Below are 14,898 nucleotides of genomic sequence, written 5' to 3'. Positions count from 1 at the left end.
CCGCCACGGACGCTTCCGACGCGGCAGGTCAGGACGCATGACTTCATTGGGGCCTTGCCACACGACTCTCACACCGATATCTGGCAAAGCGGCGTCCAACCGTCTGACTGGTATAGAAGAGGCTCCGGGCATGCTTGAATGCCAGGATGTCCGTTTTTGATCTCGGCGGCGGCTACAGTGCCCGGCCCATCCCGCTGGAAACCTACCGCGACGCCTGCATCCGATTGGGAGGCCAAATTTTCGGCGGCACTTCGCTGTATGCCTTCGGGGCTGACACCAAAGCGCCACCCCCACTGGGCGAGACTTTTACCTGGGGCATCTACGCGGCTGAGGAATTGATCGGCTGGAGCTTCGCCTATCAGCAGAGTGAACGCGCGGTGTACATGGCCGACACGGGAATCCTGCCCGAACATCAGGGGCGCGGGTTGTACACCCGACTGCTGCCGCACCTGCTGGCCACCTTCCGGGCGGCGGGCTACACGCTGGTGCAAAGCCACCACCGCGCCACCAACAACGCCGTGATTCTTCCCAAACTGCGCGCCGGGTTCTTCATCCAGGGCCTGAATCTGTACGAAGGCGGAATGAGCGTTCCCATGACGCTGAGCTTAGACGACACGTATCGGGACGCCATGCACGTCCGCAGCGGTTTTCAGGCAGCAAGGGGGGAGCTTGCGCGGCGGCTGGGATTGCCGTCCGCACCTCAAGCCGAGAGCGTCCCTTTTGAGGCCGTCCCCATGCCAGAAGCTCAGGGCGACGACACCGATTTAGGCGGCGGCTACGTCCTGCGCCCCGTCGCCTACGAAACCTATTACGACATCTATAGCCAGCTAGAGGACGCCGTGTACAGCAGCGTGTCGCTAAACTGGCCCGCGCCTGCCCGCCCCGAACCCGTGGAACACCCGCGTTACGCCTGGCTGATCGGTCACCAGAACGAGGTGGTGGGCTGGCACTATTCCCGCCAGTGGGACGCCCGCACGGCCTACATGGTCAACACCGCGCTGCTGCCCGCACACCGGGGCCGGGGCCTGTACCCACGCGTGCTGCCGCCTGTGTTGAGGACGCTGCAAACCCAGGGCTACGATCTGGTCCGCAGCCACCACCACGCCACCAACAACGCCGTGCTGGTTCCCAAACTGCGCGCGGGCTTTCGCTTGCAGGGTCTTCAGGTAGACGATCACGGCGTCATGGCGGTGCTGATGCTCAGTTTTGGCACGCTGTACCGCGACTACATGGACGTTCGCAGCGGTCTGAAGCAGCCGGGGGGCGAGGTGGCGCGGGCGCTGGGCATGAATTGGAAGCCATAGAAAAAGCCCTCTCCGTGAAGGAAAGGGCCGATTGAACGAACTTTACGCCTTCTTCGCCGGACGGTTCTTCGCGCGCTTGATCGTGGCTATGCCCGCGCCAGAGTGCAGCACCTCGCCGTACAGCTTCCACCACTGACGGGCCGTTTCCAGATCGCGGGTCAGGTTCTCGAAGCGGTAGTAGGCGGCTTCCCCGCCGGGCAGGACGAAGGTAGGCGTGCCGAACACACCAATCTCGGCGGATTCGGCCAGATCGCTGCGGAGGCTGGCGCGCAGGGCGTCCTCGTCCTTGCGGTCAGCGGCGAACCCGTCCAGGTCCAGATTGGCGGCCTTCGCTGCGGCCATCACGGCGTCCTCGTCCAGCGATTTCTTGTCCTCGTGGACCGCGCGGAACAGGGCCAGACTGAACTCCCAACTGGCTTCCTCGCCCTGCCTCGCCGCCGCCACCGCCGCCAGAAAGGCCAGCAGACTGGATTTCTGGAAACGCTCGCCCGCGTCGCCCGGCTGATCGGTCAGCCACCAGACGGGTTCCTTCTGGCCCGCGTTGTCGGGGTGGTTGCCCTGCACCAGCGAGAAGTGTTTCAGGGTGAACTGCTGCTCGCCCGCCTTTCGCAGCACCTGCGCCAGTTCCAGGCCGCGCCAGGCGTAGGGGCAGACAAAATCGAAGAAAATGGTGTTGGAAGTCATGGCGGGACGCTAGCACGCGCCCTGAACGGGGACTGTCAGCTTTCTAGCCCCCAAGCCCCATTACGAATGGTTCCAGTTCCCAGTATCGTCCGAGTCGCCGGGCGAGAGGCCCAGCACGTCTCCGTCTATGGAGCAGCCCAGCCCCAGCACCGTGCGGTTGGCGTAGGCGAAGTAGGCCGTGACCTGATTGATCTCCAGAATCTCGCCGTCGGTGAAGCCAGCGCTTCGCAGGGCCGCCACATCCGACTCGGCAACAGTAGACGGATTGACCGTCAGCTTCTCGGCATAGCGCATGGCCTGTTTCTGGGCATCGGTCAGCGGGGCGGCGTCGGGATCACGCGCTTCTATCGCGCGGCGAATCGCGTCGGCCCGCGCGTCGTCTTTGAGCAGCCGCCTCAGCCCGGCAAAGTGGTGTTCCACGCAATAGTCGCAGGCATTGAGCGCACTGACCCAGACGCCCAGCGTTTCCAGCAGCCATTTGGGCAGCGTGTTGCCGCTGTGGTGCAGCGCGGCCTTGTACAGCGCCATGTGCCCCTCCATGCTGTGGGGCCGCAGCGAGTGCATCGCCATGATGTTGTCCACGGCATTGCCCGGCCCCTTCACCCGGTCATACAGGGTTTTCAGGCGGCCTGTGGCGTCGGCGTAGGGAACGGTTTCAATCCAGGGCATAGGGCAGTCTAGGCTGCCGGGAGGATTAAGCTGAACCCACCATGAACCCAGACGAGCGCGCGGCACAGAATGTCCGGCTGTTCGACACCCTCTCGGCCCACTATGACCGCATGGGCTTTTTACCCTTGACGGCGCTGTATCTGGCGCAGAGGTTTAACGCGCAGCCGGGCGAGACCGTGCTGGACGTGATGTGCGGCACCGGCACGCTGGCGCTGGCCCTGGCCGACGCGGTGGGCGCGGGCGGGCGGGTGGTGGGCGCGGACCTGTCGCCGGGAATGCTGGCGGTGGCGCGGAACAAGGCGGCGGGACAACCCCAGGTGTCCTTTGTGGAGGCGGACGCGACGGCCCTGCCCCTGGCAGACGCGGAATTTGACGGCGTGGCCTGCGCCTCGGGCCTGTTCTTCGTGCCGGAGATGGACGCGGCCCTGCGCGAGTGGCGGCGGGTGGTGCGGCCCGGCGGGCGCGTGGTCTTCAGCTCGTTCGGCAAGGGCCTGATGGGCGACCTGCCGGGGCGCTGGCGCGCGGCGCTAGAAGGGGTGGGCTTCCATCCGGGCTTTCCACCGCTGGGCCGCCTGCCCTCGCCAGACGCGGCGGCTCAGCTCCTGCGGGAAGCGGGTTTCGAGGAGGTCACGGTGGACCTTCAGGAACTGCCCTACCCCCTGCCCACGCCACAGGACCGCTGGGACGACATCGAGGCAGGCATGGAAGGTGCGCCGCTGGCCGCCCTTCCGCCCGAGGTCCGCCGCCAGCTTCAGACCGAGCATCTGGCCGAGCTGGAACTTCTGTTCGCCGGGCAACCGCTGACCGTGCCCGTTCCCGTGCTGGTGGCGACAGGTGTGAAGCCGGGGTAAACGCGGCTGCCCCTTTTGACGGACGCAACCCAGGTCATGTTTGGGGCGTAATGTGAACCATGACGAATCCTGACGATCAGAAGACCCCGGCGGCAGGCAGGCCACAGGGCAACGGCAACGCCCCGTCGTGGGTGGACGACGTGCTGGGCAGCCCAGGTGGCAGCGCACAGACGCGCACCCCGGATTCAACCCGGCCCAACCTCAGCAAGACGCCTTCATCGGCGGGCGATCTGCGGATTCCTGAACCCGCACGCGCCGCCCCGGCCCCGGCAGCAGAAACGGACGACTGGATTTCCCGCGTGACCGGCAGCCCGCCTCCGGCCCGCGCCAACGCGCCGCACAGCGTCCCCCAGCCCAGCAGTCCCCGCCCCACTGCCCCGGATCTGGATGCCTGGGGCGAACCGCAGCGGCCCACCATGCCCATAGCCGACGAACGGCCCGTCACGCCCTATACGCCAGTCCCCACCTACGCGGGCGATGTGGCCCAGAAACGCCTGATCGCTGGCCTGCTCGCCATTTTCCTGGGCAGCCTGGGCGTCCACAAGTTCTATCTGGGCATGAACACTCAGGGCATCATGATCCTGGGGGCCAATATCGGCGTCTGGATTCTGGCGCTGCTGATCGGTGTCGTGACGCTGGGCTTCGGCCTGATTATCACCCTGCCGCTGGCTGGGCTGGTCAGCGCGGCGCTGGGCCTGCTGGGACTGGTGGAGGGCATCCTGTACCTGACCAAATCCGACGCGGACTTTGGGCGCGACTATCTGGTGGGCAAGAAGCCCTGGCTGTAACGAGTCTTCTGACCGCCTCTTCCACCTTACTTACTCTTACAGTGCCGCCGCAATATCCGCCTTCAGGTCCGCCACCCCTTCCACGCCCACGCTCATGCGGATGGTCTGGGGCGTGACCCCGGCGGCGTGGCGGGCGGCCTCGGGGACGCGTCCGTGGGTGGTGGTCCAGGGGTGGACGACCAGGGTGCGCACGTCTCCCAGGTTGGGGGCCACGCGCAGCACCCGCAGGCGCGACAGGAAGGCGGCGGGGTCCGGCACCTCGAAGGCCAGCACCGCGCCGGAGCCGTTGCCCAGGTAGCGCTGCGCCTGCGCGTGGAAGGGATGGTCCGCAAGGCCCGGATAGCTGACGTGGCCCACCCTGGGATGTGCCTGGAGCCACTGCGCCAGCTCCAGCGCGGTCTCGCACTCGCGGGCCATCCGCAGCGCCAGCGTTTCCAGGCCCTGCGCGATCAGAAAGGCGCTGTGGGGGGCCAGGGTCATGCCCAGTTGACTGGCCCCCAGCCAGCGCTGCCGCCACGCCAGAGCGTTGTCGCCACGCACCTTTAGCACACTGTTCTCGCCGCCCTCGGTGTAGATGGGATTGCGGGTCAGATCGTGCCGCGTGCCCACAGTGACGCTGCCGCCCATCACGCTGCCGTGGCCGCCGGCCCACTTGGTCAGCGACTGCGCCACCATATCCGCGCCGTGGTCCAACGGACGGCACAGGTAGCCCACGCCGCCGCAGGTGTTGTCGATAGCCAGCAGCGCGCCGCGCTCATGTGCGGTCTCCGCGAACGGCCCGATGTCGGCGATGTCCCCGGCGGGGTTGCTGATCATCTCGGCCCAGACCAGCCGGGTGTTGTCCTGCATGGCGGCGCGTACGGCGTCAGGGGTGTTGTCTACCAGCGTGGCGGAAATGCCCATCAGCGGCAGGATGTTGTTCAGCATCCCGGTGGTCCCCCCGAACAGGCTGGAGGCCGACACCACATGGTCCCCGGCGCGGCACACGCTCAGGATGGCGGTCAATGTGGCGGCCTGTCCGCTGGCGAGGGCCACCGTGTCTGCCCCGCCTTCCAGCGCCGTGATCCGGGCTTCCAGCGCGCGGGTGGTGGGGTTCTGGATACGGGCGTAACTGAGGCCGGTGTTGTTCTGGAACTCGCTCTGCGCCTGCTCCAGCGTGTCGAACTGGAAGGCGGCGGCGGCGTGGATGGGAAAGCCAATCGTCTGGCCCAGCCCGCGCGGAATGCCGGACTGGACGGCGGCGGTCTCATAGCCCCAATCGGCATCGGTCCAGTCGGGACCGGGCGCAGCGTCGTTCATGGGGCCAGCAGCAGAATCGCTCATCCACCCACGCTACGCGCCCCCGCGCCCGAACGTGCGGGACATGTCCGCATGACAGGACAGCAACAAGGCGCGGTCCCTAACTGGAAACCGCGCCTCACCTTCAAACAGATGCTCTAGAGCCTGGGTGGCACGCTGCCCACAGACTGGGCCTTGAGGGCGTCGCGAATCTCGGCCAGCAGCTTTTCCTCGTTGCTGGGTTCGGCCACAGGCGGCTTCTCCTCACGCTTGAACCGTTCCATCAGGTGATTGAAGGGAATGATCACGAAGAAGTAGATGATGGCCGCCGTCAGCAGGAAGCTGAGCGCATTGGTCAGGAACAGGCCATATTTGAAGACGCTGCCGTTGATGGCAAAGGTCAACGCCGAGAAGTCCGGCACCCCGCCGAAAATGCCGATGATCGGCAGAATCAGACCGCTGGTAAAGGAATCCACCACCTTGCCGAAGGCGGCCCCGATCAGGACACCGACCGCCAGATCGATGAGATTGCCACGCAATAGGAACTTCTGAAATCCGCTGACCATCTGTGAATTTTTACACTGAATGGATAGGAATGCCAACCTGGATACTTTTCACTGTCTAGACAGACTCTCCGGCCCCTTCTAGGGTCTGCGTCCCTCCCTGTGAGACTGCCGTGAACCCGACTCCGCTATGCTCCGGGCCATGTCCCTGACGCCCACGGCCCTGATGCTTCTCGGCGTGCAGCGCTGCCGACTGGAAGGTCACCCACACGAGCGGGAACTGGCGCGGCAGTGGGCGCACGCGGTAGATGAGGCCCGTGCCGTGGGCCAGTTGATCGTGCTGATGCAGTGGGACGGCCTGCCGGACACGCCCGGCGAGACTTTCGGCAAGGGCTGGACCCTGCACCCGGATTTCCGCGTGGAGGCGGGGGATCTGCCCGTGCGCGCCGGGCTGCCGGACGCCTTCTGGCACACCGATCTGGCCGCCGAACTGCATGCCCGCGCCGTCCACGAGGTGGTCCTGCTGGCCCTGCCCGACGTGCCCGAACTGGCTGCCACAGCCCAGGCCGCGCAGGAAGCCGGATTCACCGTGCGCGTGCTGGATGCCCTGATGCCAGCCTGAACTGAGCGCCGAACGGCAACAGGTTTCGGCCCGGAACTTAAAACGGCGTTAAGCCAACTTGAACTCAGTGCGGCCCCTGCACTCCCAGACTGGCGGCATGGCTGACAAAACACTGGCGGACCTTTCCGAAAACATGCGCGAGATCGACATTGCCATGCTCTCCACACACAGCAAGGGCGGCAATATCGCCGGGCGGCCCATGAGCAACAACGGCGAGGTGGAGTATGACGGCACCTCGTATTACTTCACCTACGAGGCCGCCCATACCGTGGGCGAAATCGAGGCGGACCCCAAAGTCTCGCTGGCCTTCATGGGCCAGAAGGGCTTCTCTGTGGCCGTGGAAGGTAAGGCCAGGCTGAGCCGCGACAAGGCGCAGATGAAAGACCACTGGTCCAAAGACCTGGACAAATGGTTCAAGAACGGCATCGACACGCCGGACATCGTGATGATTCAGGTGGACGCCACCCGCGTGCATTACTGGGACGGCGAGGACGAGGGCGAAGTCAAGCTGTAAATCCACACCAAGAAAGCCAGCGGAGGAATCTCCTCGCGCTGGCTTTTTCTATTTCCGCACTTACGGCTGGTACGTTTTCAAGCCGTCCATCACGCCGCCCATTCCCGTTTGCCCGGCGCGGTAAAAGACCAGACTGATCGGCAGGTTGCTGCCACTGGCCGGAATGAAATCGATGTTGAGGCGGTCCGATCCCGCGCGCCACAGCAGCACGGGTTCCTGCGGCTTGATGGCGTTGCCGGTTTTGGGCAGCTTGATGGTCTGGCTGATCGGGCCGTCCTGCACGTTCATGGCCCCCCGGTACAACCCCCCGCGCGGGCTGAGGGCCACCGCCGTGCCCGCCGCACCGTTGACCTCCAGATCGTACAGGACGCCGTAATTGCCACTCAGGCGAACGGGCTTGTTGGTCAGTTTGTCGATGCCGTCGATGGCCGGATCGAGCTGCCCATCCCCGATCACGATGCGGGCGGGCAGCGTGCCCAGATTGACGCGCAGGTGGCGCACAGCATTGGGAAAGGTGCCGCGCACATGCTTGCCGTCTGGCTCCAAATAGGGCAACTGCTGAGACACCTGCGCGCTGGGCGGCAGACCGTCCTCCAGCATCAGAAAGGTCAGTTCCACGCGGCCTGCGGCGGTCAGGTCCTGCATCATGTTCGCGCCGCTGCCTGGGCTGAGGGTAGGGCTGGCGTAGACGGCGGCGGCCTGACCGGGGGCCAGGGTCAGCGTGGGGCCGCCCGTGCTGGCGAAGTAATCCAGCAGCGTGACCTGTCCCAGCAGGCCCTCGACGCGGGTGGGCGCGGTCTCGCCCTGCCGCAGCGTGCGGACCTCTACCGGACGTTCCTCGGTGTTGCGGGCCAGCACGTACAGCCGCGCGGGTTTGCCCAGGCCGTTCAGGTGATAGCCCAGCAGGCGTACTGGCCCCGAAACCGTGTCCTGATACAGCACGCCGCTCTGGGTGGGCACTTCCGGGCTGTCACTGAAGATCAGCGGGAAAGAGGGTCCGGCCACCGGCACCGCCGCCACCGACGGGTAATTCAGCACCTGCAAGTCGGGAAAACGGTCACCGGGAGCGGCGTACTTGAGGGCATAGGTGAGCGGGCTGTCCAGCGGCGCGCCCTGCACGGTGATGGTGCGGTTAAACGGCTTGCTGCTCAGGCCCCGGCTGTTGGTGACGCCCAGGCCCACCGTGTACGTGCCGGGTTGAAAGAAGGCGTCCTGGCGGCCTGCCCATTTGCGAGACGTGATGTCCGCGCCGTCCGGGTCATAGGCATATTCGGTGTACACCACGCGCTCACCGGGGGCGTAGACCAGTTTGTCGGTGGAAAAACGCGCCTGTGGGGCCAGCGGATTGCCACCGTCGCGCAGGGCCGTCAGGGTCAGCGTGCGGCCCGTGTCGTCGGCGGAACTGAGATTGGCGTCCAACGCGTCGGCCAGCGTGCGGGCGCTGAGGTAAGCAACACCGTCGATGATCAGCGCCGTGCCCGCAGGCTGCGGCACCCCGGCCAGCGAGGCGTTGCCGTCGGCGGTGACCACCACGCGCCCCACGCCCAGTTGCCCGGCACTGCCCACCTGCACGGGGCGGCCCAGCAGCGCCGCCGTCTCGCGCAGCGGCAGCAGCGTGCGCCCGCCGATCAGCCGGGGCGCGGCCTGCCAGCGCGCGGCGTCGCCGTTCACGTTCAGGTCCGGGGCGTCCACCGTGAAGGTGAGTTGCACCGATCCGGCAGTCACCGTGGCGGCCAGCGCGGGGACGCCTGCCGTGGACAGCAGGGCGCTCAGGACGAGAGAGGCGGGATTTGGACGTTTCAGGCGCAGGGCATGACCCCGGAGCAACAACGGAAGGAAGAAGGGGGCAACACGCACCGTGGGAGTATGCCCGCCGCGTCTGACCCGAATCTGTGCGGATTGTCCCCCCAGCCATTCATGAACACTACGGTGAGGGCCGTGTAAGACGCATTTCTATCGGTCTGCCCTTTGATCTGCACTTCGACTGGAGAATCAGGATCACAACAAAGGGCACATGCGGGGCCAAAAACCTGGCCGGGCACAGCCTTCATTAACGGTTTCAGCCGCCTGCCGAGCGCCGTCAATGTCCGCTTTCATTCCAAACTTTTTGAGTTCCAGCGGACTAGACTGAGTTCATGTCGTCACGCGCAAAATTCAACGTCGCCAGCAGGCCCGCATGAAGAAATTGCCGTGGGGCTGGGGCCTGCTGGCCAGCGTGCTGCTGGTGCTGGTGGTCATCAGCCTGACCCTGCCCAGGGGCAACAGCAACGAGATGACCCTGACCGATTTTGCCGCTGGCGTGCGCGGGGGGCAGGTGCAGAGCGCCAACATCACCTATCAGAACGGTACCGCGCTGGTCAGCGGTCAACTCAGAGACGGCCAGACGTTCCGAACCCGCACCCTGGCCAACGATCCGCTGATCGATCTGACCCGCCTGCAAGACCGGGGCGTCACGGTGGCCTACACCGCGCCCTCCCGCCTGAGTGTGTTCGGCGTGCTGAGCGTGCTGCTGACCCTGGCCCTGATCGTGGGTCTGGTGATCCTGCTGATGCGCAGCCGCCAGAACTCGGGCACCGACGCCGCTGGCGCTTTTGGCAAATCGAAGGCTGCCGTGATTGCCGAGGGCCAGATCAAGACCAACTTCACCGATGTCGCCGGCTGTGACGAGGCCAAGCAGGATTTGCAGGAAGTGGTGGATTTCCTCCGCCAGCCCGAGAAATACCACCAGCTCGGTGCCCGCATTCCCCACGGCGTTTTGCTTGTCGGTCCTCCCGGTTCCGGCAAGACCCTGCTGGCTAAAGCGGTGGCTGGAGAGGCCAAAGTTCCGTACTTCTCCATCAGCGGCTCTGACTTCGTGGAAATGTTCGTGGGTGTGGGTGCTGCCCGTGTGCGTGACCTGTTCGAGCAGGCCCGCAAGAGTGCGCCGTGCATCGTCTTTATCGACGAGATCGACGCCGTGGGCCGCAAACGTGGTGTCAGCATGCAGGGCGGCAACGATGAGCGCGAACAGACCCTCAACCAGTTGCTTGTCGAGATGGATGGCTTCGGCAGTGGGCAGGAAGTGATCATTCTGGCGGCCACCAACCGCCCGGACGTTTTAGATGCGGCACTCTTGCGTCCAGGCCGTTTTGACCGTCAGGTGGTGGTGGACGCCCCAGACGTGCGCGGACGCGAACACATTCTCAAGATCCATGCCCGCAAGAAGCCGCTAGATGTGAGCGTGGACCTGAGCGTGATCGCGCGGCGCACGGCGGGGATGGTGGGGGCGGACCTCGAAAACCTGCTGAACGAGGCGGCGCTCATGGCGGCAAGAGATGGCCGGAATCGCATCACTGGTAAAGATGTGGATGAAGCCAGGGACCGGGTCTTGATGGGACCGGAGCGGCGCAGCATGGTGGTGCGCGAGGCGGATAAGAAGGTGACGGCATACCACGAAGTCGGGCACGCTTTGGCCGCACAACTGTTGCCGCACGCTGACAAGGCGCACAAGCTGACCATCGTGCCGCGTGGACGCAGCCTGGGATCGGCGCTGTACACCCCGGAAGACCGCATGCACTACACCACGGGCGCGCTGCTGGACCGCATCTGTGTGGCGCTGGCCGGGCACGCCGCCGAGCAGGTGGCCACCGGGCAGGTCACCACGGGCGCGGCCAACGACTTCCAGCAGGCCACGGGCATCGCCCGCCGGATGGTCACCGAATGGGGCATGAGCGAGGTGGGCCAACTGGCGCTGGCGCAGGAAAGCAGCGCCTACCTGGGCTACGGCCCCCAGCAGGGCGTCTACAGCGATCACACCGCCCAGCAGATCGACCACGAGCTGAGCCGCATCCTGAACGGGCAATTTGACCGGGCGGTGGACCTGCTGACCGAACACGTTCATGTGCTGCACCGCCTGACCGACGAACTGATCGCCCGCGAGAGCCTCAGCGGCGAGGACGTGCAGGCCGTGCTGGCGGGAGGCACCTTGCCACCGCTGGAGCTGCCGGGGCCGCCCATGCCCGCCAGCGACGATCCGGCGACAACGGGTGGGCTGAAACCCGGTCCAGCCTGAGCCGACGGCTTTCCACGCAAAGACAACGCCTCACTTTCAACAGTGAGGCGTTCTGCTGCCGATGCCGAAACCACCAGCAGATCATTCCGGCCATCACTCCCAGTCCCACTCGCGCCAGTCGCTGACCTTTGCCTTGCCTTTTTTAGGTTTGGAGTCGGCCTCTTCCTTCGGGGCGTTCTTCGGGGCGTTCGGGTCTGGATACCACGCGTAGGCGGCGGCCAGCGCCTCGTCCAGCCGTTCGCGCAACAACTCGCCCAGGCGGGCGTCCTCTTTGACAGTCAGTTTCTCGATCTCGCGCCGCAAACGGTCCAGCGCAGACTCCAGGCCCTCCAGATACGGCTCGCGGGCCTTCTTGACCGCGCCTTTTCGGAGTGGCTCCGGGTGGATGGCGGGCGTGTACGATTGCGCCGCCGCCTGCAACAGCGCCTCCCGTTTGGCCTCACGGACGGCGCGGTTGCGTTCGGCGCGTTCGCGGGCGTCGGCGGCGCGGGCCTGGGCCGCCAGAAAGGTGTCGTCACGCTCTACCTCATGCACGCGGGCCTCGGCGTACAGCTTGACGGGTGGCAGACGGCGGCGGCCCATCTTGAGGCCGTTGGGGCGGGTCTGGTCATGCTCGCCCAGATAGCGCCCGATCAGCGTGGGCGTCCAGCCCCGGTCCTTGAGGTCCTGCGTCGCCAGGAAGCCGGGGGGATTCAGCGGCGGCTTGTCCTTGCGGCTCATGGACTCTGCGCGGCTCATGAACTCTGCGGCGACTCCTGCAAACTGGTCCACTCGCGGCGCAGCAGGTCCAGGCGCACACTGTCGTGCCGCTGGCCGTCCACCATTCGGGCCTCACGGATGCGGGCCGCCTCCCGGAAGCCCAGTCTCTGCGCGGCGTGGATCATGCGTTCGTTGCCGCCCCAGGTGGTGAAGGTCAGGACGTGGGCGTCGGTCTCATTGAAGGTGGCCGTGACCCACAGAGAGAGCGCCCGCGTGCCGATGCCCTGATTCCAGTGGGCCGGGTCATAGATCAGGATGCCCAGGTCCCACCAGCCGCCCCCCGCTGGTTCCTCCTGGCTGCGGTTGACCATGCCCACGCACTCGCCGTCCACGTCGATCACACGTTCGTCGGAGCGGGTGGGCGTGCGTTCCAGCCGCTCCACGTAGGCTTGCAGCGTGGCGGTGGTGGACGCCGCATGGAAATACGGCGCGTCCCACTTGCGCCACTCGGCCAGTGGATCGGCCAGCCAGCGCCGCAGCACCGGCAGGTCGCGGGGCCGCCGTCCGCGCAGGGTCACGGTTTGGGCGTAGGGAAGGGAAGTCATGGGATCAATCATCTCAGACGGGGCGAGGATACGGTGAGAGGGGGGATTCAGTTGGGGCGGCGAGTTGGAAGGAAGCCGAGAACCGTCGGACTCCGCGTTATCCCCAGCCACCCACCCACGCCCACAGCGGCGGCAGCAGCACCACCAGACCCACCACCAGCGCTCCGGCGGAGGCGATCAGCACGGCCCCGGCGGCGGCATCCTTGGCAACCTTCGCCAGCGGGTGCAGTTCAGGACTCGCCAGATCCACCACCGCTTCCAGCGCGGTATTGACCAGTTCCAGCCCCAGCACCAGCGCGCAGGCCAGGGCAACCGGGGCCAGCGGAGCGCGCAGCAGCGCCGCCACCACCAGCGCCAGCACCCCCGCCCAGACCTCGATGCGGAAATTGGCCTGGGAACGGTAAGCGTGCCGGATTCCGGCCCAGGCAAAGCCCGCCGAACGCCACCAGCGGCGCAGATTCAGGGCCGAGCCGTCCGAGCGCATAGTTAGATGCCAGCAGGCAGGGCGGACTCGGCAGCCTTCCAGGCCGCGTGAAACACGTCCCATTCGGGGCCAGTCGCGCCTTCCTCGTAGCCCAGGCCATCCGCGTGGGGGTGATCGTGGCCCACCAGATGGGTCAGGCCGTGGCTGGCAAGCAACGTGACCTCGCGGGTCAGGCTGTGGCCGCGCGCCGCCGCCTGCCGCCCCGCCGTATCCAAGCTGATGATGATGTCGCCCAGATGCGGCGGCATGAAGGGATCGCCCGGCTCCCAGGTGGGAAAACTCAGGACATCGGTGGCGGCGTCCTCGCCCCAGTGTTCAAGCTTGAGCTGCCGGATGGTCCGGTCCCCCACCAGCACCAGCGTCAGCTCGCGGTCCTGCACGCCGAAATGGGCCATCGCCGCCTCCAGGCCCATGCGTAACGTGGGGCGCAGGCCAGGGGGCGGGGTCTTGCGGGCCAGGAGGTCGATCATTGGGGCACAGCGTAATACAGGAGTGGGCAAAAAGAGAGGACTGACGCGACTTTCACGCGCCAGCCCTCCTGGTTGGGGTGTTCAGCCCTGCGGCTGCGGATCGCCCTCGCCCTCGGGGATGCTGGCAAACTCGCCCCGGCGGGCCGAACGCTTGTCGTCCTCGGCGTTCTCGGCTTGCTCATAGGCCCGGATGATCTTGCCCACCAGCGGGTGACGCACCACGTCCACATCGGTAAATTCGTGCCACGCGATGCCCTCGATCTGGCTCAGCACGCGCTTGGCCACCGCCAGACCGCTGGTGATGTGGCGCGGCAGATCGATCTGGGTCACGTCCCCGGTGATGACCACGCGGCTGGAAAAGCCCATGCGGGTCAGGAACATCTTCATCTGCTCGCCCGTGGTGTTCTGCGCCTCGTCCAGGATGATGAAAGCGTCATTCAGGGTGCGACCCCTCATGAACGCCAGCGGCGCAATCTCGATCACCCCACTGGTCAGGTACGCCTCGAACTTGTCCTGATCCAGCATGTCCTGCAACGCGTCGTACAGCGGGCGCAGGTACGGATCGATCTTGGCCTGGAGGTCACCGGGCAGGAAGCCCAGCTTTTCCCCGGCCTCCACTGCCGGGCGGGTCAGGATGATGCGTTTGACCGTCTTGGTCTTGAGGGCCTGAATCGCCATCGCCACGGCCATGTATGTCTTGCCCGTCCCGGCTGGCCCGACGCCGAAGGTGATGTCGGAGGCGGCGATCCGCTCCAGATAGAGCTTTTGCCCCGGCGTCTTGGGCTTTAATCCGCGTGGCAGGCTCAGGCCCGGCATCTGGGTCTCGGCGGCCAGACTGCGGCCCTCGCCGCTCATGCGGGCGCTTCGCAGCAGGCTCTCGGGGGTCAGTTCGCCACCGCCGCGCACCACGTCCAGCGCGTCGCGGACCATGCGCTCGGCCTGCTGAACCTCGGCTTCGGTGCCGGTAATGGTCACGGTCTCGCCGCGCGCCACCAGTTTGGCGCGGGTCAGCTCGCGCATGCGGCGCAGGTTGGCGTCGCCCGTGCCCAGCAGGCCCAGGGCCTCGCGCTGGTCTTTCAGGGCAATGACAGCGCTGGCGGCGGGAGAGACGGCATGGGTCTGGCTCTGGTCTTGCTGTTGCGGGTCCTGCTGTTGCGGGTCAGTCACTCGGCTCCTGTGGTGGGATCAACGCAGTCCGGCGTGGCGTCCACGCGCGGCGCAGCCTGCCCCAGAAACAACTCTGGCGGCGGGAAAAGAGGAAGGGTCATTCGGATGCCCCCATTGTCGGCAGTGTGCCGGAAGTGTGGCGTGGTCTGCGGCACATTCCGCCCGCCGCGAACCTGAACGCAGCCCGATCCCCGGACCCTGGTCGATCC

At 66.1% G+C, this 14,898-nt stretch carries 16 protein-coding genes; 6 read left to right on the top strand and 10 right to left on the bottom strand.

Annotation, left to right across the window (positions count from 1 at the left end):
• Positions 1 to 146: 146 nt before the first annotated feature.
• The gene (locus tag BOO71_RS10775; RefSeq protein WP_075832171.1) at positions 147 to 1,304 is read left to right on the top strand and encodes a GNAT family N-acetyltransferase; all 1,158 of its coding nucleotides are present in this window, start codon (positions 147 to 149) and stop codon (positions 1,302 to 1,304) included.
• Positions 1,305 to 1,346: 42 nt separating this feature from the next.
• Here BOO71_RS10775 and BOO71_RS10770 read toward each other — a convergent pair whose 3' ends face one another.
• Together BOO71_RS10770 and BOO71_RS10765 are read right to left on the bottom strand one after the other, a co-directional pair.
• The gene (locus BOO71_RS10770) at positions 1,347 to 1,988 is read right to left on the bottom strand and encodes a DsbA family protein (protein ID WP_075832169.1); all 642 of its coding nucleotides are present in this window, start codon (positions 1,986 to 1,988) and stop codon (positions 1,347 to 1,349) included.
• Positions 1,989 to 2,048: 60 nt separating this feature from the next.
• Entirely contained in the window at positions 2,049 to 2,657 is a 609-nt protein-coding gene (locus tag BOO71_RS10765; RefSeq protein WP_075832167.1) for a carboxymuconolactone decarboxylase family protein, read from the bottom strand.
• A gap of 41 nt (positions 2,658 to 2,698) precedes the next feature.
• Between BOO71_RS10765 and BOO71_RS10760 the strand changes: the two genes are divergently transcribed.
• Both BOO71_RS10760 and BOO71_RS10755 read left to right on the top strand, forming a co-directional pair.
• Positions 2,699 to 3,508 carry a methyltransferase domain-containing protein gene (locus BOO71_RS10760; protein WP_075832165.1) on the top strand — a complete coding sequence of 270 codons (810 nt, stop codon included), beginning with the start codon at positions 2,699 to 2,701 and terminating at the stop codon, positions 3,506 to 3,508.
• Between the two features lie 59 nt (positions 3,509 to 3,567).
• Positions 3,568 to 4,296, top strand: coding sequence for a TM2 domain-containing protein (locus tag BOO71_RS10755; protein WP_075832163.1), 729 nt, complete (start codon positions 3,568 to 3,570; stop codon positions 4,294 to 4,296).
• Between the two features lie 36 nt (positions 4,297 to 4,332).
• Here BOO71_RS10755 and BOO71_RS10750 read toward each other — a convergent pair whose 3' ends face one another.
• A complete protein-coding gene (locus BOO71_RS10750; RefSeq protein ID WP_075832161.1) occupies positions 4,333 to 5,619 on the bottom strand; it encodes an aminotransferase class V-fold PLP-dependent enzyme in 1,287 nt (428 codons plus the stop codon).
• Between the two features lie 113 nt (positions 5,620 to 5,732).
• A complete protein-coding gene (gene mscL / locus BOO71_RS10745) occupies positions 5,733 to 6,140 on the bottom strand; it encodes a large conductance mechanosensitive channel protein MscL (RefSeq protein WP_075832159.1) in 408 nt (135 codons plus the stop codon).
• A 139-nt stretch (positions 6,141 to 6,279) separates the two neighbouring features.
• On the opposite strand from mscL, the gene BOO71_RS10740 reads away from it, so the two are divergent.
• Both BOO71_RS10740 and BOO71_RS10735 read left to right on the top strand, forming a co-directional pair.
• Positions 6,280 to 6,699 carry an isochorismatase gene (locus BOO71_RS10740; protein ID WP_075832157.1) on the top strand — a complete coding sequence of 140 codons (420 nt, stop codon included), beginning with the start codon at positions 6,280 to 6,282 and terminating at the stop codon, positions 6,697 to 6,699.
• A 97-nt stretch (positions 6,700 to 6,796) separates the two neighbouring features.
• Positions 6,797 to 7,213, top strand: coding sequence for a pyridoxamine 5'-phosphate oxidase family protein (locus BOO71_RS10735; RefSeq protein ID WP_075832155.1), 417 nt, complete (start codon positions 6,797 to 6,799; stop codon positions 7,211 to 7,213).
• Between the two features lie 60 nt (positions 7,214 to 7,273).
• On the opposite strand, the gene BOO71_RS10730 is transcribed toward BOO71_RS10735, so the two are convergent.
• Positions 7,274 to 8,977 carry a copper amine oxidase N-terminal domain-containing protein gene (locus tag BOO71_RS10730; RefSeq protein ID WP_439823024.1) on the bottom strand — a complete coding sequence of 568 codons (1,704 nt, stop codon included), beginning with the start codon at positions 8,975 to 8,977 and terminating at the stop codon, positions 7,274 to 7,276.
• A gap of 412 nt (positions 8,978 to 9,389) precedes the next feature.
• On the opposite strand from BOO71_RS10730, the gene ftsH reads away from it, so the two are divergent.
• The gene (ftsH, locus tag BOO71_RS10725; protein WP_075832153.1) at positions 9,390 to 11,264 is read left to right on the top strand and encodes an ATP-dependent zinc metalloprotease FtsH; all 1,875 of its coding nucleotides are present in this window, start codon (positions 9,390 to 9,392) and stop codon (positions 11,262 to 11,264) included.
• A gap of 93 nt (positions 11,265 to 11,357) precedes the next feature.
• Here ftsH and BOO71_RS10720 read toward each other — a convergent pair whose 3' ends face one another.
• The 5 genes from BOO71_RS10720 to BOO71_RS10700 all read right to left on the bottom strand — a co-directional run bounded on the left by BOO71_RS10720 (position 11,358) and on the right by BOO71_RS10700 (position 14,608).
• Complete coding sequence (locus tag BOO71_RS10720; protein ID WP_075832151.1) at positions 11,358 to 12,002, bottom strand: hypothetical protein; 645 nt, start codon at positions 12,000 to 12,002, stop codon at positions 11,358 to 11,360.
• Complete coding sequence (locus BOO71_RS10715) at positions 11,999 to 12,568, bottom strand: GNAT family N-acetyltransferase (RefSeq protein ID WP_075832215.1); 570 nt, start codon at positions 12,566 to 12,568, stop codon at positions 11,999 to 12,001. The genes BOO71_RS10720 and BOO71_RS10715 overlap by 4 nt, the downstream gene beginning before the upstream one ends.
• 97 nt (positions 12,569 to 12,665) lie before the next feature.
• Positions 12,666 to 13,052, bottom strand: coding sequence for a diacylglycerol kinase (locus BOO71_RS10710; RefSeq protein WP_075832149.1), 387 nt, complete (start codon positions 13,050 to 13,052; stop codon positions 12,666 to 12,668).
• Positions 13,053 to 13,054: 2 nt separating this feature from the next.
• Positions 13,055 to 13,522: an rRNA maturation RNase YbeY gene (ybeY, locus tag BOO71_RS10705; protein ID WP_075832147.1), complete on the bottom strand. Its 468-nt coding sequence runs from the start codon at positions 13,520 to 13,522 to the stop codon at positions 13,055 to 13,057.
• An 81-nt stretch (positions 13,523 to 13,603) separates the two neighbouring features.
• Entirely contained in the window at positions 13,604 to 14,608 is a 1,005-nt protein-coding gene (locus tag BOO71_RS10700) for a PhoH family protein (protein WP_254843122.1), read from the bottom strand.
• Positions 14,609 to 14,898: the final 290 nt, after the last annotated feature.

Source organism: Deinococcus marmoris, assembly GCF_001949125.1.
GTDB classification, from domain to species: Bacteria; Deinococcota; Deinococci; order Deinococcales; family Deinococcaceae; genus Deinococcus; species Deinococcus marmoris_A.
This window is presented reverse-complemented; position numbering and strand designations above follow the sequence as displayed.